Below are 20,728 nucleotides of genomic sequence, written 5' to 3'. Positions count from 1 at the left end.
TCCCGCCCGTCACTTGCGGTCGGCCGCCTTCTCGTAGACCGTCGGCTTGTCGTTGCCGGGATTGAGCCCGTTGCCGACCTTGTCGAGCAGCACCGGGATGCGGTCCTTCTCCGGCTTCTGGCCGAGCGCGCGGTTCCACTGGAAGCGCGCCTCGCGGAAGCGGCCGACATGCCAGTAGGCGTCGCCGAGATGCTCGACCACGGTGGCGTCGTCGCCCTTCTGCTCGCTCGCCCGCTCCAGCCATTCGACCGCCTTGTCGAACTGGCCGAGCCGGTAATAGGCCCAGCCCACCGAGTCGGTGATGGCGCCGTCGTCGGGCCGAAGCTCGGTGGCACGCTTCAGCATCTTCATGCCGGCATCGAGATTGATGCCCTGGTCGATCCAGCTGTAGCCGAGATAGTTCAGCACGTAGGGCTGCTCTGGCGAGAGCTCGAGCGCCTTCTTCATGTCGGCCTCGGCCTTGGGCCACTGCTTGGTGCGCTCCTCGACGATGCCGCGGCCGAAGAAGATCGGCCAGTGGCGCTCCTCGACCTTCTTGATGCGGGCGATCGCGGTATCGTAGGCGGCGACGGCGTCGGCGTACTTCTCCCTGTTGCGCAGCAGCTCGGCCAGGGTCAGCACGGCATCGACGCGCTCGGGCTTCTCGGCCACCAGCACCCTGAGCTTCTTCGCCGCGTCGTCGAAGCGCTCCTCCTGCGCGTCGAGGGCGGCGGCGCGCAACCGCGCCTGCCAGTACAGCGCCGAGGTCGGCCCGACCTTGTTGTAGGCGGCCATCGCCTTGGACGAATTGCCCCACTGCTCGTAGAGGCCGGCGATGGTCAGCCAGGCGAAGTCGTGCTCGGGCTTCAGATCGACCGCGAACTGCTCGAAGATCAGCGCCAGGTCGCTGCGCGCGTTGCGCGGATCGGCGTTCAGCGCGCTGCCGATCTCGAACATGATCTCGCCGATGCCGGACGCGGCCGACGGCGGCTTGGGCATCGGCGCGTTGGGCGCCAGCAGGCCGTCCATCACCACGGTGTCGCTGTATTTGTCGCCGAAGGCCTTGAGGATCGCCCGCGCGTCGGCGTCCTTGCCGAGGCGGCGCAGGCCGTCGGAGGCGATCAGCACGACGCGCAACGCCGAGGGATCGAGCTCGACGGCGCGGCGATACTTGGCTTCGGCGGCCGCCCGGTCGCCGGCCATCTCGTCGATCTGGGCGTCGATCACCACCACCGGCGCCTGGGCATTGGCGTCGCTCGGCTTGAGCTTGGCGATCGCGGCCCGCGCGGCGGCGAAGTCCTTCTGGCCGGCCTTCAGCCAGGCGACGACGAAGTCGCGCAGCGGCCCGAGCTGGTCGGTGCCGCCGATCTTGCCGACCTGCTGCTCGGCGGCGCGATAGTCGCCCTTCTTGATTTGCTGGATCGCCATGACGAGGTTGAGCAGCCCGTCGTTCGGCCGCGCGATCAGGAGCTGTGGCGCAAGCTGCGCCGCGGCGTCGAGGCGCCCGGCATAGATGCGCAAGCGGAAGGTGCTGTAGGCGAGCTCGAGATCGCCCGGCGCCTGCGACAGCGCCAGGTCGAACTGATCGGCGCCGCCGTCATAGTCGTGGTCCTGCTCGGCGACCCGGCCGGCGAGGTAGCGGCCGCTGAGAGAGATCGAGGCGAGCTGCGGGCCGGCCGGCTGGGCCTGGCGCGGCTTGGGGCCGCTGCTCGGCTGGGCCTCGCTGGTCATCGGCAAAGGCAGCAGGAGCGCCGCCGACAGCAATGCGAGGGAGAGGGGACGCTTCGAGGCCATGGGGACGAGGCTCTCACATATTGGGGTAGTTGGGCCCGCCGCCACCTTCCGGCACCGACCAGTCGATGTTCTGCGCGGGATCCTTGATGTCACACGTCTTGCAGTGCACGCAGTTCTGGGCGTTGATCTGGAACCGCGGCTGGCCGTTGTCCGAGGTCACGACCTCGTAAACGCCTGCCGGACAATAACGCTGCGCCGGCTCGGCATAGAGCGGCAAATTGACCGCGATCGGGATCGAGGGATCGCGCAGCTTGAGGTGAACCGGCTGGTCCTCCTCGTGGTTGGTGTTCGACAGAAACACTGAAGAGAGCTTGTCGAAGGAGACCACGCCGTCCGCCTTGGGGTACTGGATCGGCTGGAACTCGGCGGCCGGCCGCAGGGTCTCGTAGTCGGCCTTCTTGTGCCGCATCGTCCAGGGCAGGCGGATGCCGAGATCGTGGCACCACATGTCGAAGCCGCCGTAGATCGTGCCCAGCACCGAGCCCCACTTCAGCGCCGGCTTCACGTTGCGCACCTTGTCGAGGTCCTTCCAGACCCACGACGCCTTGAGCGCCGCCGGATAAGAGGAGAGCTCGTCGCCGCCGGTCTTGCCCGCAACCAGCGCCTCGAACGCGGCCTCGGCGCCCAGCATGCCGCTCTTGATCGCGTTGTGGCTGCCCTTGATGCGCGGCACGTTCACGAAGCCTGCCGAGCAACCGATCAGCGCGCCGCCCGGGAAGACGAGCTTGGGGACGGATTGCACGCCGCCCTCGTTGATCGCACGCGAGCCGTAGACCAGCCGCTTGCCGCCTTTGAGGTACTTGGCGACGTCGGGATGGGTCTTGAAGCGCTGGAACTCGTCGAACGGCGAGAGATACGGGTTCTCGTAGTTGAGATGCACGACCAGGCCGATCGAGACCAGATTGTCGCCGAAGTGGTACATGAAGGAGCCGCCGGTGCTGCCGGTCTCCGACAGCGGCCAGCCCTGGCTGTGCACCACCAGGCCCTTCTGGAAGGCCTCGGGCGTGACCTGCCACAGCTCCTTGATGCCGATGCCGAACTTCTGCGGATCGACGCCGGCGCGCAGATCGAACTTGGCGAACAGCATCTTGCTGAGCGAGCCGCGCACCCCCTCGGCGATCAGCGTGTACTTGGCATGCAGCTCCATGCCTTCGGTGTAGGTGTCCTTCTTCTCGCCGTTGCGGCCGATGCCCATGTCGCCGGTGGCGACGCCCTTCACCGCGCCGTCCTCGTTGTAGAGCACCTCGGCAGCGGCGAAGCCGGGATAGATCTCGACGCCCAGCGCCTCGGCCTGGGTTGCCAGCCAGCGGCAGACGTCGCCCAGGCTGACGATGTAGTTGCCGTGATTGTGCATCAGCGGCGGCAGGGAGAAGTCGGGGAAACGCAGCGAGCCCTTCTTGGTCAGCCACAGGAACCGGTCGTCCGTGACCTGGGTCTCGATCGGGGCCCCCAGCTCCTTCCAGTTGGGAATCAGCTCGTTGATCCCGATCGGATCGATCACGGCGCCGGACAGAATGTGCGCACCGACCTCCGAGCCCTTCTCGAGCACGCAGACGGAGACTTCGTGGTTGCGCTCGGCCGCCAGCTGCTTGAGGCGGATCGCTGCCGCCAGCCCGGCCGGGCCGCCGCCGACGATCACGACATCATATTCCATTGCCTCGCGTGCCATTCGCCTTCTCGCCTTGCCAAACCGTCAACTGTAAATAGCCTGTCGGGTGCCGGATCGCCACCTGCCCGAAAAGGAAGAATCGCCGTGGCTGCACTGACCGATATCGAGAGCAAGCTGTTCTCCGCCAAAGATTTTCCGCTCGAGAATGGGCAAACCCTGCCGCTGCTCGAGCTCGCCTACGAGACTTACGGCAGCCTCAATGCAAAGGCCGACAACGCGGTGCTGGTGGCGCACGGCTACACCTCGAGCCATCACGCCGCGGGCAAGAATGCGCCAGGCAAGGAGGGCCGCGGCGTGGCGCCGGGCGCCGCCGGCTGGTTCGACGGCCTGATCGGGCCGGGCAAGGCGGTAGATACCGATCGCTACTTCGTGGTCTCGGTCAACGCGCTGGGCTCGGCGCACGGCAGCAGCGGACCGAATACGATCGACCCGCGCACCAAGAAGGCCTACGGCCCGACCTTCCCGCACATCACCCTGCGCGACATGGTGGCGAGCCAGAAGCTGCTGGTGGACTCGCTCGGGCTCAAGAGCCTGGTCGCCGTGGTCGGCCCGTCGATGGGCGGCTTCCAGTCGTTCCAGTGGGCGGCGAGCTATCCGGGCTTCATGAAAGGCATCGCGGCGTCGGTGACCGCGCCGCGCGCCCCCAATCGCCTGGGCGGCCTCGACGCGCTGCAGAAGCGGCTGGCCAGCGATCCCAACTGGAACGACGGCTGGTACTACGACAATGGCGGCATTCCCGGCGTGCTCGAGCAGATCCGCTACGACACGCTGCTGAATTACGGCCAGGACGCCGAAACCGCCAAGGTCGCCGCCAAGAGCTGGGCCAAGATGTACGACGGCCATTCGCTGGTGACCTTGCGCCGAGCGATCGACGGCTTCGACATCACGCACCAGTACGACCGGCTGAAGCAGGCCAAGGTGCTGTACGTCAATTCCAAGACCGACAAGCTGTTCGACATCGCGTTGTGCCCCGAATACGTGATCGGCATGCGCAAGGCGGGCGTCGACGTGACCTATGTCGAGCTGCCGTCGGACAAGGGCCACATGGCGAGCCACCAGGACGCGGCGATGTGGGCGCCGATCCTCGCCGCCTACATCAAGAGCCTGGGATGATCGAGGGCACCGCCGCCCTGCTGCGCTGGTACGTCGAGCAAGGCGTCGACGAGGCGATCGGCGAGGAGCCGATCGACCGCTTCGCCGCGCCGCCGCCCGCGCCGGCCGTCGCGGCGGTTGCCCCCTCTCCGCCCGCCGCGCGCGCGCCGACTCCCCTGCGCGCGCCGCCATCACCTCCGCCGGCACAAACGCGCGCGCCGGTGCCGCTCGAATCGCCGCAGCTCGTCGAGGATGCGCGCACGCTGGCCGATGGCTGCAGCACCCTCGCCGAGCTCGAAGCGGCGATCCGCGGCTTCGAAGGCTGCGCGCTGAAGCGCACGGCGAAGAACACCGTGTTCGCCGATGGCACGCCCGGCGCGCCGGTGATGATCGTGGGCGAAGCGCCGGGCGCCGACGAGGACCGCCTCGGCAAGCCGTTCGTCGGCGTCAGCGGCCAGTTGATGGACCGCATGATGGCGTCGATCGGGCTGACGCGCGACGGCGGCTTCTACATCACCAACATCCTGTTCTGGCGACCGCCCGGCAACCGCACGCCGACCACCGCCGAGCAGGGCATGTGCCTGGCCTTCACCCGCCGCCACATCGAGCTGGCGAAGCCCAAGGTGCTGGTGCTGGCGGGCGGCGTCGCGGTGAAGGCGGTGCTCGACACCACCGAGGGCATCACGCGGCTGCGCGGCAAGTGGACGGGCTACACGCTCGGCGACGGCACCGTGATCCCGACCATGCCGACCTTCCACCCCGCCTATCTGCTGCGTACGCCCGCGAGCAAGCGCCAGAGCTGGCAGGACCTGCTGGCGATCGACAAGAAGCTCAAGGAATTGGGTTAGTGCCCCACCTCACCCTGAGGAGCATCGCGAAGCGATGCGTCTCGAAGGGTGGCACTAAGGATGGCGCCTGTTGCCATCCTTCGAGACGCCGCGCGTTGCGCGGCTCCTCAGGATGAGGTGAGCGGGTTACAGCTTCTTCCTCAGGAAGAACTTCTTATGTCCCTTGGGGAAGTCGTCGAGCGTGCCGAACACCTCGTAGCCGCGGCCCTCGTAGAACGGCCGCGCCTGGAACGAGTGGGTGTCGAGCAGCACCGAATGGCAGCCGCGCTCGCGCGCATAGGCCTCGGCATGATCCATCAGCCGCGTGCCCCAGTCCTTGCCGCGCACCGAATCGTCGACCCACAGGAAGCCGATCTGCAGCCAGCCGCCCCACACCGCGCCCATCACGCCGCCCAGCGTCTCGCCGCGCGCGCTCTTGACGAAGAACTGCACCGGGTACCACGCCGAGACACCGGTCTGGCCGACGTTGTACAGATCGAGTCGTTCGCGCACGAACTTGGCCTCGGCGCCGCCCATGTCCGGGTTGAAAACGATGGTGAGGTCGTCGTTGGTCGTCATTCTTCATCCACTACTCGGACGGGTTGCGCGCGCGGTGTCTCGACGGCGGGAAGTGCGGCGTTGCACGCCGGGCAACCTTGACGGTTCCGAACGCCGCGGCCAAGATCGCCGCAAAAAGTAACACCGTATGCAGTAGGTCTGGGAGGACCCAATGGGTGTGAACGAGATGGGATGGCGCCTGTCCGCCGTCGCGGCAGCGACTGCCATGGCCGCGACCCTCTTCGCTCCTGCAGCAAAAGCGTGGGAGCCCACGCGCACGATCGAATTCATCGTCCCGGCCGGCACCGGCGGCGGCGCCGACCAGATGGCCCGCGTCATCCAGGGCATCGTCGCCAAGCATGGCCTGATGAAGCAGACCATGGTGGTGATCAACAAGGCGGGCGGTGCCGGCGGCGAGGGCTTCCTCGACATCAAGGGCGCCAAGGGCAACCCCCACAAGCTCGTGATCACGCTGTCAAATCTGTTCACGACGCCGATGGCGACCGGCATCCCGTTCTCGTGGAAGGACATGACTCCGGTCTCGATGATGGCGCTCGACGAGTTCGTGCTCTGGGTCAATGCCGAGTCGCCGTACAAGACCGCCAAGGACTACACCGACGCGATCAAGGCGGCCGAGCCCGGCAAGTTCAAGATGGGCGGCACCGGGTCGAAGCAGGAAGACCAGATCATCACCGTCGCGATCGATCGCGTGACCGGCAAGAAGATGACCTACGTGCCCTACAAGGGCGGCGGCGAGGTCGCGGTCCAGCTGGTCGGCAAGCACATCGATTCGACGGTCAACAACCCGATCGAGGCGGTGGCGCAATGGCGCGCCGGCGCGCTGCGGCCGCTCTGCGTGTTCGACAGCAAGCCGCTGCCGGTCACCGACAAGATCGCCGGCGACAAGGCGTGGGCCGACATCCCGACCTGCAAGTCGGCCGGCCTCGACATCGAGTACCTGATGCTGCGCGGCATCTTCATGCCGGCCGGCGTGCCGAAGGAGGCCACGGCCTACTACGTCGATCTCATGAAGAAGGTGCGCGACACGCCGGAGTGGAAGCAGCTGATGCACGACGGCGCCTTCAACCAGACGACAATGTCGGGCGACGAGTACGCCAAATGGGTCGAGAACGAGGAAAAGCGGCACCGGGACCTGATGAAGGAAGCGGGCTTCCTGGCCTCCAACTGATGCCGCGCGACCTCTTGCCACCGCGTTGAGTTAACGGCAGCGGAGTTCGATGTCTGATCCTTCGAAAGCCCCCGGATCGCCGGGGCCCGGGCAGCGCATCGTCGAGATGGGCGTCGCCCTGTTCATCCTGGCGCTCGGCGCCCTCGCCATGATCGGCAGCCTTCGGGTCGGCATCGGCTGGGGCGCAGAGGGCCCGAAGTCGGGCTTCTTCCCGTTCTGGGTCGGGCTGATCGTCGTGCTGGCCAGCGCTCGCAACTTCTGGCGCGCGATCGCGATCTCGCCGGCGCGGCTGTTCGCCGAATGGGGCCAGATCGCCCAGGTGCGCAAGGTCGTGATCCCGATGGCGATCTACGTCGCGCTGGTGCCGTTCTTCGGCATCTACGTCGCGTCGGCGCTCCTGATCGCGGGCTTCATGCGCTGGCTCGGCCGCTACGGCTGGCTGCTCACTCTGGCGGTAGCCATCCTGCTGCCGATTCTCATCTACGTTACGTTCGAGGACTGGTTTTTGGTGCCGTTGCCCAAGGGCCCGCTCGAGGACTGGCTCGGGCTCTAGAAGAAGACGATAGATGGAAGGCATTGCCGATCTCCTGCACGGTTTTGGCGTTGTCCTGAGCTGGACCAACTTCGTCTACATGCTGATCGGCATCATGCTGGGCGTGATCATCGGCGTGCTGCCGGGCCTGGGCGGCGCCAATGGCATCGCCATCCTGCTGCCGCTGACCTTCAGCATGCCGCCGACCTCGGCGATCATCCTGCTGTCGTGCATCTACTGGGGCGCATTGTTCGGCGGCGCCATCACCTCGATCCTGTTCAATATCCCGGGCGAGCCGTGGAGCGTGGCGACGACATTCGACGGCCATCCCATGGCGCAGAAGGGCCAGGCCGGCGAGGCACTGACCGCGGCCTTCACCTCGTCGTTCGTCGGCGCGCTGTTCGCCGTCATCGTCATCACGCTCGCCGCCCCGCTGGTCGCCAAGTTCGCCCTCCAGTTCGGGCCGGCCGAGAAGTTCTCCGTTTTCTTCCTGGCCTTCTGCAGCTTCGTCGGCATGGGCAAGGAGCCGCCGTCCAAGACCGTCGCCGCCATGATGCTGGGCTTCGCGCTGGCCGCGGTCGGCACCGACACGGTGACCGGCGGCCTGCGCCTCACCTTCGGCTCGACCGAGCTGTTGAGCGGCTTCGATTTCCTGGTCGCCGTGATCGGCCTGTTCGGCATCGGCGAGATCCTGCTGACCATGGAAGAGGGCCTGTCGTTCAAGGGCAAGGCGACCGGCATCAACCCGACGGTCGTCTGGCAGACCTGGAAGATGCTGCCGCGCTACTGGATGACGTCGCTGCGCTCCTGCGTGATCGGCTGCTGGATGGGCATCACCCCGGCCGGCGCCACGCCTGCCTCGTTCATGAGCTACGGCATCGCCAAGCGCAGCTCCAAGGACGGCGAGAAGTTCGGCACCGGCGAGATCGAGGGCGTGGTCGCGCCCGAGACCGCCGCGCACGCCGCCGGCACCTCCGCCCTGCTGCCGATGCTGGCGCTCGGCGTCCCGGGCTCGCCGACGGCGGCGGTGCTGCTGGGCGGCCTGTTGATCTGGGGCCTGCAGCCGGGCCCGCTGCTGTTCGTCGAGCAGAAGGATTTCGTCTGGGGCCTGATCGCCTCGATGTATCTCGGCAACATCGTCGGGTTGGTCATCGTGCTCACCATGGTGCCGGTGTTTGCCGCCATTCTGCGCGTGCCGTTCGCGATCGTGGCGCCGATCATCCTGGTGATCTGCGCGATCGGCGCCTACACCGTGCACAACAACACCTTCGACGTGATCATGATGCTGGTGTTCGGCGTCGCCGGGTACTTCCTGAAGAAGTGCAACTACCCGCTGGCGCCGATGGTCCTGGCGATCGTGCTGGGTGACAAGGCCGAGGAGGCCTTCCGCCAGTCCCTGCTGTTGTCCGGCGGCAAGGTCACGGTCTTCTGGTCGAGCCCGCTGGTCAGCGCGATCATGGCGCTGGGCCTGATCGCCCTGTTCTGGGGCGGCATTTCCAAGGGCCTCAACCGGGTCTTCGCCCGGCGTAGGGCCGCGCCCCTGTGACCGCGGGGCCACAGTGCGACAGCCTCGATAGCATCGTCATCACGCCGGTCTTGCCAGTGCGCGCGGCTGCTCCTAGCTTGTCCGCCCTCGATGCACCACCAGCCAGGGAGACGTTGATGTTGTCGATCATGTTCAGCGCCGTCGTTCCCGTCGGCTGCACCCCGGCCCTCGCGCTCTTCGAGCAGTAGGTCCGGCCGCGGCCGCCGATCCGGCCGCCTGCATTCGTCTTTCTCATCCATCCGTCGTCGGACGTCACCGCGCCTCACCTCGGCGCTCGGCCCGTACGACCCTTTGAGGAGCCACCATCCCTTTCAGGGCGTGGCATCGAACAATGACTTCTCGCAAGCCTGAGCGGGCGAAGGACCCGTTCCTGCGGACCCTGCGGTTCGCCGCCGGCCGCTGGCGCCGGCAGTGGCGGTTGGCGCTCGTCATGGCGGGCATCCTGGTCCTGATGGCCGCCGCCGAGCTCGCCTTGCCGCTGTTTGCCGGTCAGATGGTCGACGCCATGGCCGGGCCGGCACGGCCGCGCAACGGCGCCGCGCACGACGCGCTCGTGGCGCTGGCGGCGATCATCGGTCTCGGCCTGACGGTGGTCGCCCTGCGCTACGTGCTGTTCAAGAGCATCGTGCGCTTCACCTTGCGCATGATGAGCGAGGTGGCGCACGACACCTTCCGGCGCGTGCAGCGGTTCTCGACCGACTGGCACGCCAACAGCTTCGCCGGCGCCACCGTGCGCAAGCTGAGCCGCGGCATGTGGGCCTTCGACCTGCTGAACGACACCGTGCTGGTGGCGCTGTGGCCGTCGCTGCTCGTGCTGGTCGGCGCGACGTTGCTGTTCGGCTGGCGTTGGCCGCTGATGGGCCTCGCCGTCGGCGTCGGCGCCATCGCCTACGTGCTGGTGACGGTGAAGCTGTCGCTCGACTACGTCACGCCCGCGACGCGGCGCTCCAACGCCTGGGACAGCCGCATGGGCGGCGCGCTGGCCGATGCCATGAGCTGCAATCCGGTCGTCAAGGCGTTCGGCGCCGAAGGCCGCGAGGACGCGCGCTTCGGCCGCGTGCTCGCGCGCTGGCAGTCGCGCACCCGCGTGACCTGGATGCGCGCCACCCTGTCCGGCATCGTGCAACAGACCATTCTCATGGGGCTGCGCCTGGTCGTGATCGGCCTCGCCGTGCTGTTCTGGTGGCAGGAGGCGGCGACCCTGGGCGACGTCACCTTCGTGCTGACGGCCTACGGCGTCATCCACGGCTATCTGCGCGACATCGGCCACCACGTGCACAACGTCCAGCGCTCGACCAGCGACCTCGAGGAACTCGTCGCCTTCCACGACGAGCCGATCGTGGTCGAGAACCGGCCAGGGGCACCCGCGATCCGCATCGCGCGCGGCGACATCCGCTTCGACGCCGTGCGCTTTCGCTATCCGGCGCGCGAGCGGCCCGTCTATGACGGGCTGTCGATCGAGATCGCGGCCGGCCAGCGCGTCGGCCTGGTCGGACGGTCGGGCTCGGGCAAGACGACCTTCGTCAAGCTCGTGCAGCGGCTGTACGACCTCGAGGCCGGGCACATCGCCATCGACGGTCAGGACATCTCCCAGGTCACGCAGGAGAGCCTGCGGCAGCAGGTGGCGATCGTGCAGCAGGAGCCCCTGCTGTTCCATCGCTCGCTGGCCGAGAACATCGCCTACGGTCGGCCCGACGCGTCGCAGGCTGAGATCGAGCGGGCGGCGCGGCTCGCGCACGCCGACGCCTTCATCGAGCGCCTGCCGCAGCGCTACGCCACCTTGGTGGGCGAGCGCGGCGTCAAGCTGTCCGGTGGCGAGCGCCAGCGCGTGGCGATCGCGCGCGCCTTCCTGGCCGACGCGCCGGTCCTGATTCTGGACGAGGCGACCTCGAGTCTCGACAGCGAGTCGGAGGCGCTGATCCGGGACGCCATGCACGGCCTGATGCAAGGCCGCACCACCCTGGTGATCGCCCATCGCCTGTCGACGGTGCGCGAGCTCGACCGGATTCTGGCGTTCGACCACGGCCGCATCGTCGAGGACGGCAGCCATGCCGACCTGATGCGGCTGAGGGACGGCCTCTACCGCCGCCTGGTCGAACGCCAGGCGGACCGCCTGGATGCAGGTTTGGCGGCTGCCTAGGCGCAGGCCGCAAACCTGGACGGGGCCGGTTGCCGCCCCGTGGTATACCTAATAATGTATGCCCAGGGGGAAGGAGGAACGCGCTTGAGCGAACGGCTCGTCGTGGCGCCGATCGGCAGCCGCGAGACCTTCAAGGACATGGCCTACCAGGCCCTGCGCGACGTCATCGTGTCGTCGGGCGTCTATCGCTCGCGCACCGACATCCGGCTGGATGAGCGGCAGCTCGCGCAGGATTTCGGCATCTCCCGCACTCCCGTCCGCGAGGCCATGGCCCAGCTCGAGCGCGAGGGCTTCGTCCGCTCGATCCCGCGCCGCGGCATCTACGTGGTGCGCAAGACCAAGCAGGAGGTGATCGAGATGATCACCGCCTGGGCGGCGCTCGAAAGCATGGCCGCGCGCCTGGTCACGCAGCATGCCAGTGACGATGAGATCGCGGGGCTGCGCCGCATGTTCGCCAAGTTCGACGGCACCACCCCGCACGCCAAGCTCGACGAATATTCCGAAGTGAACATCGCCTTCCACCAGACCATCATCGAGCTCTCGGGCAACCAGGTGCTGATCAAGCTGGCCGAGAACCTGTTCACCCATATGCGCATGATCCGCGGCCAGACGATCGGCGAGGACGACCGCGCCGACCGCTCGATCCACGATCACATGAACATCATCCACGCCCTCGAAGCGCGCGACACCGAGCGCGCCGAGGACCTGGTGCGCCAGCATGCGCTCGGCCTCGCCGAGCATGTCGCCAAGCACGTCGATTATCTGGACTAGGAAACGGGAGGATCCCATGGCCGAAGCAGCGGCACTCACGAAACCCGAAGCCGAGAGCGAGGAGCTCACCGACGGCTTCAACCTGCTCATCGATGCCATGAAGCTGAACGGCATCGAGACCATCTACGGCGTGCCGGGCATTCCGATCACCGATTTCGGCCGCATGGCGCAGGCGGCTGGCCTCCGCGTGCTGTCGTTCCGCCACGAGCAGAATGCGGGCTATGCCGCGGCGATCGCGGGTTTCCTCACCAAGAAGCCCGGCATCTGCCTCACGGTGTCGGCGCCGGGCTTCCTCAACGGCCTGACTGCGCTGGCCCACGCCACCACCAACTGCTTCCCGATGATCCTGGTCTCGGGCTCGTCGGAGCGCGAGGTCGTCGACCTGCAGCAGGGCGATTACGAGGAGATGGACCAGCTCGCCGTCGCCAAGACGATGTGCAAGGCCGCCTATCGCGTGCTGCACGCCGCCGACATCGGCATCGGTCTTGCGCGCGCGATCCGCGCCGCCGTCTCGGGCCGTCCCGGCGGCGTCTATCTCGACCTGCCGGCCAAGCTGTTCGGCCAGGTCATGAATGCCGAGGCCGGCAAGAAGTCGCTGGTCAAGGTGATCGACGCGGCACCGGCGCAGATCCCCGACCCGGCTGCCGTCAAGCGCGCGCTCGACGTGCTGAAGGGCGCCAAGAAGCCGCTGATCATCCTCGGCAAGGGCGCGGCCTACGCGCAGGCCGATGACGCCATCAAGGCGCTGGTCGAGAAGTCCGGCGTGCCCTTCCTGCCGATGAGCATGGCCAAGGGCCTGCTGCCCGACACCCATCCGCAGTGCGCCGGTGCGGCGCGCTCGACGGTGCTGAAGGACTCCGACGTCGTGGTGATGATCGGCGCTCGCCTCAACTGGCTCTTGAGCCACGGCAAAGGCCGCACCTGGGGCGATGCACCGAAGAAGTTCATCCAGATCGACATCGAGCCCAAGGAGATGGACTCCAACGTCGAGATCGCCGCCCCCGTGGTCGGCGACATCGGCTCGTGCGTCGCGGCCCTGCTCGACGGCCCTAATGGAATTGGTGGCGGCAACTGGACCAAGGCGCCGTCGGACTGGATGGGCGCGGTGTCGGCCAAGCGCGAGGAGAACGTCGCCAAGATGGCGCCGCGTCTCATGAACAACAACAACCCGATGGACTATCACGGCGCGCTCGGCGTGCTGCGCACCATCGTCAAGGAGCGGCCCGACGCGATCCTGGTCAACGAAGGCGCCAACACCCTCGACCTGACGCGCGGCGTGATCGACATCTACAAGCCGCGCAAGCGGCTCGATGTCGGCACCTGGGGCGTGATGGGCATCGGCATGGGCCAGGCGATCGCCGCGACCGTCGAGACCGGCCATCCTGTGCTGGCGATCGAAGGCGATTCGGCGTTCGGCTTCTCCGGCATGGAGGTCGAGACGATCTGCCGCTACAACCTCCCGGTCTGCATCGTCGTGTTCAACAACGACGGCATCTATCGCGGCACCGACACCAACAAGGCTGGGACTGACCCGGCGACGACGGTGTTCGTCAAGGGTGCGCGCTACGACAAGATGATGGAGGCGTTCGGCGGCGTCGGCGTCAACGCCACGACCCCCGACGAGCTGAAGCGCGCCGTCAATGCGGCGATGGATTCGGGCAAGCCCACGCTCATCAACGCGGTGATCGATCCCGCCGCCGGCAGCGAAAGCGGCCGCATCGGCAATCTCAACCCGCAATCCAAGCTCAAGAAGAAATAGAGGACCGACCATGGCGAAGAAGAAGGACAAGAAGGCGAAAGCCAAGGACAAGGACAAGAAGGCCGCCAAGAAGAGCGCGGAGGCTGCGAAGAAGCCGGCGCTGAAAGTCGTCGCCAAGGCGGCTGCGAAGGCGCCGAAGATCTCGAAGAAGGGCTGGGGCCAGGACGGCAAGGCGCTCGACGGCGTGAAGATCCTCGACTTCACCCATGTCCAGTCGGGCCCGACCTGCACCCAGCTCCTGGCGTGGTTCGGCGCCGACGTGATCAAGGTCGAGCGGCCGGGTCAGGGCGACATCACGCGCGGCCAGTTGGTCGACGTGCCGGGCGCCGACAGCCTCTATTTCACGATGCTGAACCACAACAAGCGCTCGATCACGCTCGATTCCAAGAGCAAGGAAGGCATGCGGGTGCTCGAGCGCCTGGTGAAGACCTGCGACGTGCTGGTCGAGAACTTCGCCCCCGGCGCGCTCGACCGCATGGGGCTGACCTGGGAGCGCATCCATTCCTGGAACCCGCGCATGATCGTGGCCTCGGTCAAGGGCTTCGGCCCCGGCCCCTACGAGGAGTGCAAGGTCTACGAGAACGTGGCGCAGTGCGCCGGCGGTGCGGCCTCGACCACCGGGCTCCGCGACGGCATCCCGCTGGTCACCGGTGCGCAGATCGGCGATTCGGGCACCGGCCTGCACCTCGCCCTCGGCATCGTCAGCGCGCTCTACCAGCGCATCCGCACCGGCCGCGGCCAGCGCGTGCTGTGCGCCATGCAGGACGGTGTGCTCAACCTCTGCCGTGTGAAGCTGCGCGACCAGCAGCGGCTGAAGGCCGGCCCGCTCAAGGAGTACACCCAGTTCGGCGAGGGCATCCCATTCGGCGACGCGGTGCCGCGCGCAGCCAACGATTCGGGTGGCGGCCAGCCCGGCGTGATCCTGAAGTGCAAGGGCTGGGAGACCGATCCCAACGCCTACATCTACTTCATCACCCAGGCGCCGGTGTGGGAGAAGATTTGCGACCTGATCGGCGAGCCCGGCTGGAAAACCCATCCCGACTACGCCAAGCCGCCGGCCCGCCTGCCGCGGTTGACGGAGATCTTCGGGCGCATCGAGCAGTGGACCATGACCAAGTCCAAGTTCGACGTCATGAACGAGTGCAATGCGCTCGATATTCCCGTGGGCCCGATCCTGTCGATGAAGGAGATCGCCGAGGAGCCGTCGCTGCGCGAGACCGGCACCGTGGTCGAGGTCGATCACCCGACGCGCGGCAAGTACCTGTCGGTCGGCAACCCGATCAAGCTCTCCGATTCGATCTCCGAGGTGAAGCGCTCACCACTGCTGGGCGAGCACACCGACGAGATCCTGTCGAAAGTGCTGAAGTTCACGGCGCGCGAGATCGCCGAGATCAAGGCGTCGGGCGCGACCGGCGAACAACCAAAGGCCCCCTCTCAAAAGGCAATGGCGGCGGAGTAACACCATGCGCATCGTGGTCCATGGCCAGCAGGCCTTCGGCAAGGCCGTGCTGGAGGCGCTGCTGAAGCGCGGCGACGACGTCGTCGCGGTCTATGTCGCGCCCGAGAAGCCCGGCCAGAAGGCCGACCCCCTGAAGGAGGCGGCACTGGCAGCCAAGCTGCCGGTCTACCAGCCGGCCTCCTACCGCAAGCCCGAGGTATGGGAAGAGTTCAAGGCGCTGAAGCCCGACCTGCAGGTCATGGCTTTCGTGACCCTGTTCGTGCCCGAGGAGTTCCTGAACATCCCGACGCACGGCTCGATCCAGTACCATCCGTCGCTGTTGCCGGCCTATCGCGGCGCGTCGGCGATCAACTGGCCGATCATCCTCGGCGAGAAGGAGACGGGTCTGTCGATCTTCTGGCCGGACAACGGCCTCGATACCGGCGATGTGCTGCTGCAGAAGAAGACGCCGATCGGCCCCAACGACACGCTGGGCTCGGTCTACTTCGACCGCCTGTTCCCGATGGGCGTCGAGGCGATGCTGGAATCGGTCGACCTGGTGAAGGCCGGCAAGGCGCCGCGCCTCAAGCAGGACGAAGCGAAGGCGACCTACGAAGGCCGCGCGACGGCCGACATCGCCCGCATCGACTGGGGCAAGTCGTGGCGCCAGATCGATCCGCTGGTGCGCGGCTGCAACCCCGCGCCCGGCGCCTGGACGACGCTCGACGGCAAGACGCTGCAGGTGTTCGACATCACGCCGCTGCCGGCGAAGCATCCCAAGGGCATCGGCGGCAAGTACGGCGAGGTGGTCGCGGTCGATGCTGACGGCTTCACCGTCGTCTGCCCCGACGGCCGCATCAAGGTCACCCGGGTCAAGCCGGCCGACGGCCCCAAGGTCGCGGCCGGCGACTGGGCGAAGGCCGCGAACCTCGCCGTCGGCGCGCGGTTCGTCTGAGACGCAACAAGCACACCTCACCCTGAGGAGCGCCGCACAGCGGCGTGTCTCGAAGGGTGGGCAACAACAAGACTGGTCCCACCCTTCGAGACGCCGCGCTTCGCGCGGCTCCTCAGGGTGAGGTGGTTCTCCAAAGAGGAAATTGTCCGATGCCTGCGTCCCAGCACACCAATCCCAAGACCGACATCCAGATCGCGCAGGAGGCCAAGAAGCGGCCGATCCTCGACATCGCCAGGGAAAAGCTCGGCATTGCCGCGGAGAACCTCGAGCCCTACGGCCACTACAAGGCCAAGATCTCGATGGACTTCATCAAGTCGCTGCAGGGCAAGCCGAACGGCAAGCTGATCCTGGTCTCGGCGATCTCGCCGACCCCGGCGGGCGAAGGCAAGACCACGACCACCGTCGGCCTCACCGACGCGCTGAACCATATCGGCAAGAAGGCGATGCTCTGCCTGCGCGAGCCCTCGCTCGGGCCCTCCTTCGGCATGAAGGGCGGTGCGGCGGGCGGCGGCTATGCCCAGGTCGTGCCGATGGAGGACATCAACCTCCACTTCACCGGCGACTTCCATGCGATCGGCACGGCGCACAACCTGCTGTCGGCATTGCTCGACAACCATATCTACTGGGGCAATGCGCTGGGCATCGACGGCCGCCGCGTGATGTGGCGGCGCGCCCTCGACATGAACGACCGCAGCCTGCGCCAGATCGTGTCGTCGCTGGGCGGCGTCGCCAACGGCTTCCCGCGCGAGGACGGCTTCGACATCACCGTCGCTTCCGAGGTGATGGCGATCTTCTGCCTCGCCAAGGACCTCGAGGACCTCAAGGCGCGGCTGGGCAACATCATCGTCGCCTACACCCGCGACCGCAAGCCGGTGCGCGCCAAGGATCTCAAGGCGCAGGGCCCGATGACCGTGCTGCTGAAGGACGCGCTGTCGCCCAACCTGGTGCAGACGCTGGAAGGTACGCCCGCCTTCATCCATGGTGGCCCGTTCGCCAACATCGCGCACGGCTGCAACTCGGTGCTGGCGACCACGACGGCGCTCAAGCTCGCCGACTACGTCGTCACCGAGGCGGGCTTCGGCGCCGACCTGGGCGGCGAGAAGTTCATCGACATCAAGTGCCGCAAGACCGGCCTCAAGCCCGACGCGGTCGTGCTGGTCGCCACCATCCGCGCGCTCAAGATGCATGGCGGCGTGAAGAAGGAAGACCTCAAGACCGAGAACCTCAAGGCGCTCGAAGCCGGCATGTCGAACCTCAAGCGTCACGTCGAGAACGTGCGCAAATTCGGGCTCGAGGCGGTGGTCTCGATCAACCGCTTCAGCGCCGACACCGACGGCGAGATCGCGCTCGTTAGATCCGCCTGCACCAAATTAGGCGTCGAGGCGGTGATGGCCGACCATTGGGCCGAGGGCGGCAAGGGCGCCGCCGACGTCGCGCGCGCCGTCGTCAAAGTGATCGAAGAGGCCAAGAGCAACCTCAAGCTACTCTATCCCGACGAGATGCCGCTCTACGACAAGATCCGCACCATCGCCAAGGAGATCTACGGCGCCGCCGACATCTCGGCGCCCAAGCCGGTGCGGGACCAGCTCGCCTCGTTCGAGGCCATGGGCTACGGCAAGGTGCCGGTCTGCATCGCCAAGACGCAGTACAGCTTCTCGACCAACCCTGACGCAAAGGGCGCGCCCGAGGGCCACACCATTGCAGTGCGCGAGGTCCGGCTGTCGGCGGGCGCGGAGTTCGTCGTGGTGATCTGCGGCGAGATCATGACCATGCCCGGCCTGCCCAAGGTGCCGTCGGCCGACAGCATCGACATCAACGCCGAGGGCAAGATCGTCGGCCTGTTCTAGGGCGATTAGGCCGGCCGTCAGGCGACCGTCGTCGCCTCGCGCTTGAGCCGGGCTTCGTGGACCACGTAGCCCGCGCGCGCCGAGCCTTCGAGGATCTTCTGCCGGCTCCAGCCGCCGAGCGTGCGGCTGACGCTCTCGCGCGCCACGCCCGCCATGGCAGCGAGATCGCTCTGGGTGATCTTGTGCCGGATGCGGATGCGGCCCTCACCCATGTCGGCGCCGAGATGGCGGGCGAACACCAGCACGGCGCGGGCGACGCGGGCGCGCACCGTCAGGAAGCTCGACGCTACCATGTCCTCGTCGGACTGGCGCAGTCGGGCGGCCAATGTCGCAACGATCTCGCGGTGCAGCTCGGGATGGCGGTTCATCACCGCGGTGAAGGCGGCGCGGCTGACGAAGCTCAGCTCGCAGTCGCGCACCGCCTGGACGGTGGCCGAGCGCGGCAGGCCGTCGATCATCGCCAGCTCGCCCACCAGCTCGCCCGGGCCGAGGATGGCGAGGATGCGCTGCTCGCCGTTGGCCGAGGCGATCGAGACGGCGAGCACGCCGCGCCGCAGCCAGTAGCAGCCGTCGCCGGCGTCGCCCCGTTCGAACAGCGTATCGCCGGCGCGCAGGGTGACGGTGCGCTCGCCGGCCAGCAGCTTGCCCGAGAGCTCGGCCGGCAGCCGGCCCAGCACGTTGTCCGGGCGAATCCGTTCCGCGGTGGTCTCGATCGAGTGCAGAAACTCCCCCTCAAAAAGCAGTCGGCCTGTGACAAACCGACTCGAACCTGCCCCCCAGCGCTTCTAGTCACTATAGCATGACTGGGGAGTCCAACGAGGCGCCAGGCGGCCGTTCCTGCCGGGCGCAGCTGATCGAGCGCATCGGGGTGCTCGTGGGCGAGCTCGAGGCGCTGAGCCAGCGCGCCGACCAGGTGCCGTCGTCGCTTGTGATCGAGATGCGCGCCATGCTCGAGAATGCCCGCCGCATCCTGGAGAAATGCGGGCAGCGCCCGGCCGACCGGGATGAGGGCGACCCGCAGCCCGACGTCGACCGCGACGTCCTCGAGCGGATGTACCGCGCGCTCGCGGCCGGCCGCTCGGCGAAGCGGTAGGCCCAAGCGGTAGATCCAAGCGGTAGGCCAGCCGCGGCTCATATCAGACCTCCTTGCGCCAGCCGCGCCGCGGCAGGGTCAGGGCCAGCGCCATGCCCGTCACGTTGGCAAGGCCCGCGATCAGCATTGCCGTGACATAGCTGCGCGTGACGTCGAACAGGTAGCCGGCCAGCACCGGCAGGCAGATCGCGGCCAGGCACCAGGCGATGTAGGTGCGGCCGGCGATGCGCCCGTAGTCGGCCGGCGGCCAGTAGAGGCCGATCCCGCCGGCGGTCGAGCCCGAGACGAAGCCGTAGCCGACGCCGATCAGCCCCAGCCCCAGCACCGCGGTCGCCGGCGCGGGGAAAGCCGTCACCAGCACGCCGCCGCCCAGCGCCAGCGCGTGCGCCGCGCACATCACGTGCGGCACGGCGAAGCGGTCGACCAGCCAGCCGCCGCCGATGCGCGCCGCCGCGATCGCCCCGGTGATGGCGGTCGTGGCGGCCACCGCCAGCGTCGCCGCGCCGCCATAGGTGGCCACGATCTCGCGCGCCTGGCTCAGCACCATCAGGCCGGCCGAGGCGGCGAGGAAGAAGGTCGCCGAGAGCTTGAAGAAGGTGAGGCCCAGCGCCGCCGGCCGCTCGACCCGGCCGGCCGGCCGGGCGAGCCGCGCCGCGCTATGCCAGGCGAGCAGCGACGCGGCGGTGCCGCAGGCGAGCAGCACGGCGGCGAGCCCGCCGAGCGTGGTGCGCCAGCCGAAGGCTTCGTTGCAGGCATGGAAGGCGGGCGTCGCGATCATCGCGCCCATCGGGTAGAGGCTCACGATGTAGCCGTTCACCAACCCGCGCCGGCGCGTCACCAGCATGTTTACGCCCTGCTGCAGCAGGATGTAGGCGACGCCGCCGCCGGTGCCGAACACCACGCTGTAGCCCACCAGCAGTTGCGCGAGCCCGGTCGCGGTCGCGGCGAGCGCGACGCCGCCCGAGGCCACCACCGCACTCGCGAACACCAGGATCGGCGCCGGCGCGGCGCGGTACAGGAAGGCGGCGGCGACCGAGCCCACGGTAAAGCCCGCCGTCGCCACGCCGAACACCAGAGACAAGGCCGAGCGCGGGATGCCCAGCTCCTGCTCGAGCGGGCGCAGCAGCACGCTGAAGGAGTAGACCGAGCCCAGCGGCAGGTTGAGCAGCGTCGCCGCCAGCAACGCCGCCCACAGGCGCCCAGCCTGCGAGCGGGCGAGAGGTGCTGCGACAGACATCACCGGATCGTAAACGAATTCCTCCCCATTCATATGGGGAGGTGTCAGCGTCTTACGCTGACGGAGGGGTCACGAGCCGCAGTCGTGTTGCGGCTTCATGACCCCTCCGTCGCCAACGCGTTTTCGAACTCCGTTCGAAAAGCGCGCGGACGGCGACACCTTGTGTCTTGGAATGGGTGCAGACTGCGGTCGCCAGAGGATCGGCTCGCACCCGATCCTCTGGCGCGGCAGGAGAGCCCGTCTGGCACCAAGACTGCACGTCGTTGGGGAGCTTGGGCCCCGGCCGTTGTCTTCGCAAACCC

Annotated in this window: 17 protein-coding genes; 12 read left to right on the top strand and 5 right to left on the bottom strand. The window is 67.6% G+C overall.

All coding sequences use genetic code 11. The features are described 5' to 3' along the window. Nucleotides 1–9 precede the first annotated feature (9 nt). Complete coding sequence (locus J0J01_RS30475; protein WP_296387398.1) at nucleotides 10–1,773, bottom strand: tetratricopeptide repeat protein; 1,764 nt, start codon at nucleotides 1,771–1,773, stop codon at nucleotides 10–12. Between the two features lie 13 nt (nucleotides 1,774–1,786). Further along, nucleotides 1,787–3,442 (bottom strand): electron transfer flavoprotein-ubiquinone oxidoreductase, encoded by a 1,656-nt coding sequence (locus J0J01_RS30470; RefSeq protein WP_296387397.1) that lies wholly within the window; start codon nucleotides 3,440–3,442, stop codon nucleotides 1,787–1,789. Between the two features lie 84 nt (nucleotides 3,443–3,526). Here J0J01_RS30470 and J0J01_RS30465 point away from each other — a divergent pair, with 84 nt between their 5' ends. Both J0J01_RS30465 and J0J01_RS30460 read left to right on the top strand, forming a co-directional pair. Then, nucleotides 3,527–4,555: an alpha/beta fold hydrolase gene (locus J0J01_RS30465; protein ID WP_296387396.1), complete on the top strand. Its 1,029-nt coding sequence runs from the start codon at nucleotides 3,527–3,529 to the stop codon at nucleotides 4,553–4,555. Beyond that, nucleotides 4,552–5,382 (top strand): uracil-DNA glycosylase, encoded by an 831-nt coding sequence (locus tag J0J01_RS30460; protein ID WP_296387395.1) that lies wholly within the window; start codon nucleotides 4,552–4,554, stop codon nucleotides 5,380–5,382. The genes J0J01_RS30465 and J0J01_RS30460 overlap by 4 nt, the downstream gene beginning before the upstream one ends. 126 nt (nucleotides 5,383–5,508) lie before the next feature. Here the strand turns inward: J0J01_RS30460 and J0J01_RS30455 are convergent, their stop codons facing one another. After that, complete coding sequence (locus J0J01_RS30455; protein ID WP_296387394.1) at nucleotides 5,509–5,940, bottom strand: GNAT family N-acetyltransferase; 432 nt, start codon at nucleotides 5,938–5,940, stop codon at nucleotides 5,509–5,511. A 205-nt stretch (nucleotides 5,941–6,145) separates the two neighbouring features. Here J0J01_RS30455 and J0J01_RS30450 point away from each other — a divergent pair, with 205 nt between their 5' ends. From J0J01_RS30450 to J0J01_RS30410, 9 genes are all read left to right on the top strand, one after another. Continuing rightward, complete coding sequence (locus tag J0J01_RS30450; RefSeq protein WP_296387430.1) at nucleotides 6,146–7,108, top strand: tripartite tricarboxylate transporter substrate-binding protein; 963 nt, start codon at nucleotides 6,146–6,148, stop codon at nucleotides 7,106–7,108. 49 nt (nucleotides 7,109–7,157) lie between these two features. Then, on the top strand, nucleotides 7,158–7,661 hold the full coding sequence (locus J0J01_RS30445) for a tripartite tricarboxylate transporter TctB family protein (RefSeq protein WP_296387393.1): 504 nt from the start codon (nucleotides 7,158–7,160) through the stop codon (nucleotides 7,659–7,661). Between the two features lie 13 nt (nucleotides 7,662–7,674). After that, complete coding sequence (locus J0J01_RS30440; protein ID WP_296387392.1) at nucleotides 7,675–9,186, top strand: tripartite tricarboxylate transporter permease; 1,512 nt, start codon at nucleotides 7,675–7,677, stop codon at nucleotides 9,184–9,186. Between the two features lie 331 nt (nucleotides 9,187–9,517). After that, complete coding sequence (locus J0J01_RS30435) at nucleotides 9,518–11,326, top strand: ABC transporter ATP-binding protein (protein ID WP_296387391.1); 1,809 nt, start codon at nucleotides 9,518–9,520, stop codon at nucleotides 11,324–11,326. 84 nt (nucleotides 11,327–11,410) lie between these two features. After that, nucleotides 11,411–12,097 carry a GntR family transcriptional regulator gene (locus J0J01_RS30430; protein ID WP_296387390.1) on the top strand — a complete coding sequence of 229 codons (687 nt, stop codon included), beginning with the start codon at nucleotides 11,411–11,413 and terminating at the stop codon, nucleotides 12,095–12,097. A 16-nt stretch (nucleotides 12,098–12,113) separates the two neighbouring features. Next, complete coding sequence (gene oxc, locus J0J01_RS30425) at nucleotides 12,114–13,856, top strand: oxalyl-CoA decarboxylase (protein ID WP_296387389.1); 1,743 nt, start codon at nucleotides 12,114–12,116, stop codon at nucleotides 13,854–13,856. Nucleotides 13,857–13,866: 10 nt separating this feature from the next. Continuing rightward, nucleotides 13,867–15,315, top strand: coding sequence for a formyl-CoA transferase (gene frc / locus J0J01_RS30420; RefSeq protein ID WP_296387388.1), 1,449 nt, complete (start codon nucleotides 13,867–13,869; stop codon nucleotides 15,313–15,315). A 4-nt stretch (nucleotides 15,316–15,319) separates the two neighbouring features. Next, nucleotides 15,320–16,249: a methionyl-tRNA formyltransferase gene (locus J0J01_RS30415; protein ID WP_296387387.1), complete on the top strand. Its 930-nt coding sequence runs from the start codon at nucleotides 15,320–15,322 to the stop codon at nucleotides 16,247–16,249. Between the two features lie 149 nt (nucleotides 16,250–16,398). Continuing rightward, on the top strand, nucleotides 16,399–18,096 hold the full coding sequence (locus J0J01_RS30410) for a formate--tetrahydrofolate ligase (RefSeq protein WP_296387386.1): 1,698 nt from the start codon (nucleotides 16,399–16,401) through the stop codon (nucleotides 18,094–18,096). A gap of 17 nt (nucleotides 18,097–18,113) precedes the next feature. On the opposite strand, the gene J0J01_RS30405 is transcribed toward J0J01_RS30410, so the two are convergent. Further along, nucleotides 18,114–18,773 (bottom strand): Crp/Fnr family transcriptional regulator, encoded by a 660-nt coding sequence (locus tag J0J01_RS30405; RefSeq protein WP_296387385.1) that lies wholly within the window; start codon nucleotides 18,771–18,773, stop codon nucleotides 18,114–18,116. A 122-nt stretch (nucleotides 18,774–18,895) separates the two neighbouring features. Here J0J01_RS30405 and J0J01_RS30400 point away from each other — a divergent pair, with 122 nt between their 5' ends. Beyond that, nucleotides 18,896–19,189: a hypothetical protein gene (locus J0J01_RS30400; RefSeq protein WP_296387384.1), complete on the top strand. Its 294-nt coding sequence runs from the start codon at nucleotides 18,896–18,898 to the stop codon at nucleotides 19,187–19,189. A gap of 43 nt (nucleotides 19,190–19,232) precedes the next feature. Here the strand turns inward: J0J01_RS30400 and J0J01_RS30395 are convergent, their stop codons facing one another. After that, complete coding sequence (locus tag J0J01_RS30395; RefSeq protein ID WP_296387383.1) at nucleotides 19,233–20,426, bottom strand: MFS transporter; 1,194 nt, start codon at nucleotides 20,424–20,426, stop codon at nucleotides 19,233–19,235. Nucleotides 20,427–20,728: the final 302 nt, after the last annotated feature.

The sequence above is a fragment of the Reyranella sp. genome, from assembly GCF_017305915.1.
Lineage (GTDB): Bacteria > Pseudomonadota > Alphaproteobacteria > Reyranellales > Reyranellaceae > Reyranella.
The sequence above is the reverse complement of the archived record's forward strand: the minus strand, read 5'-3'. Positions and strand labels throughout refer to the sequence as shown.

Coding starts and splice junctions, on each gene's coding strand:
- J0J01_RS30475 (WP_296387398.1), bottom strand. CDS start 1,773: ATGGCCTCGAAGCGTCCCCTCTCCCTCGCATTGCTGTCGGCGGCGCTC.
- J0J01_RS30470 (WP_296387397.1), bottom strand. CDS start 3,442: ATGGCACGCGAGGCAATGGAATATGATGTCGTGATCGTCGGCGGCGGC.
- J0J01_RS30460 (WP_296387395.1), top strand. CDS start 4,552: ATGATCGAGGGCACCGCCGCCCTGCTGCGCTGGTACGTCGAGCAAGGC.
- J0J01_RS30455 (WP_296387394.1), bottom strand. CDS start 5,940: ATGACGACCAACGACGACCTCACCATCGTTTTCAACCCGGACATGGGC.
- J0J01_RS30450 (WP_296387430.1), top strand. CDS start 6,146: ATGGCCGCGACCCTCTTCGCTCCTGCAGCAAAAGCGTGGGAGCCCACG.
- J0J01_RS30445 (WP_296387393.1), top strand. CDS start 7,158: ATGTCTGATCCTTCGAAAGCCCCCGGATCGCCGGGGCCCGGGCAGCGC.
- J0J01_RS30440 (WP_296387392.1), top strand. CDS start 7,675: ATGGAAGGCATTGCCGATCTCCTGCACGGTTTTGGCGTTGTCCTGAGC.
- J0J01_RS30435 (WP_296387391.1), top strand. CDS start 9,518: ATGACTTCTCGCAAGCCTGAGCGGGCGAAGGACCCGTTCCTGCGGACC.
- oxc (WP_296387389.1), top strand. CDS start 12,114: ATGGCCGAAGCAGCGGCACTCACGAAACCCGAAGCCGAGAGCGAGGAG.
- frc (WP_296387388.1), top strand. CDS start 13,867: ATGGCGAAGAAGAAGGACAAGAAGGCGAAAGCCAAGGACAAGGACAAG.
- J0J01_RS30415 (WP_296387387.1), top strand. CDS start 15,320: ATGCGCATCGTGGTCCATGGCCAGCAGGCCTTCGGCAAGGCCGTGCTG.
- J0J01_RS30410 (WP_296387386.1), top strand. CDS start 16,399: ATGCCTGCGTCCCAGCACACCAATCCCAAGACCGACATCCAGATCGCG.
- J0J01_RS30400 (WP_296387384.1), top strand. CDS start 18,896: ATGACTGGGGAGTCCAACGAGGCGCCAGGCGGCCGTTCCTGCCGGGCG.
- J0J01_RS30395 (WP_296387383.1), bottom strand. CDS start 20,426: ATGTCTGTCGCAGCACCTCTCGCCCGCTCGCAGGCTGGGCGCCTGTGG.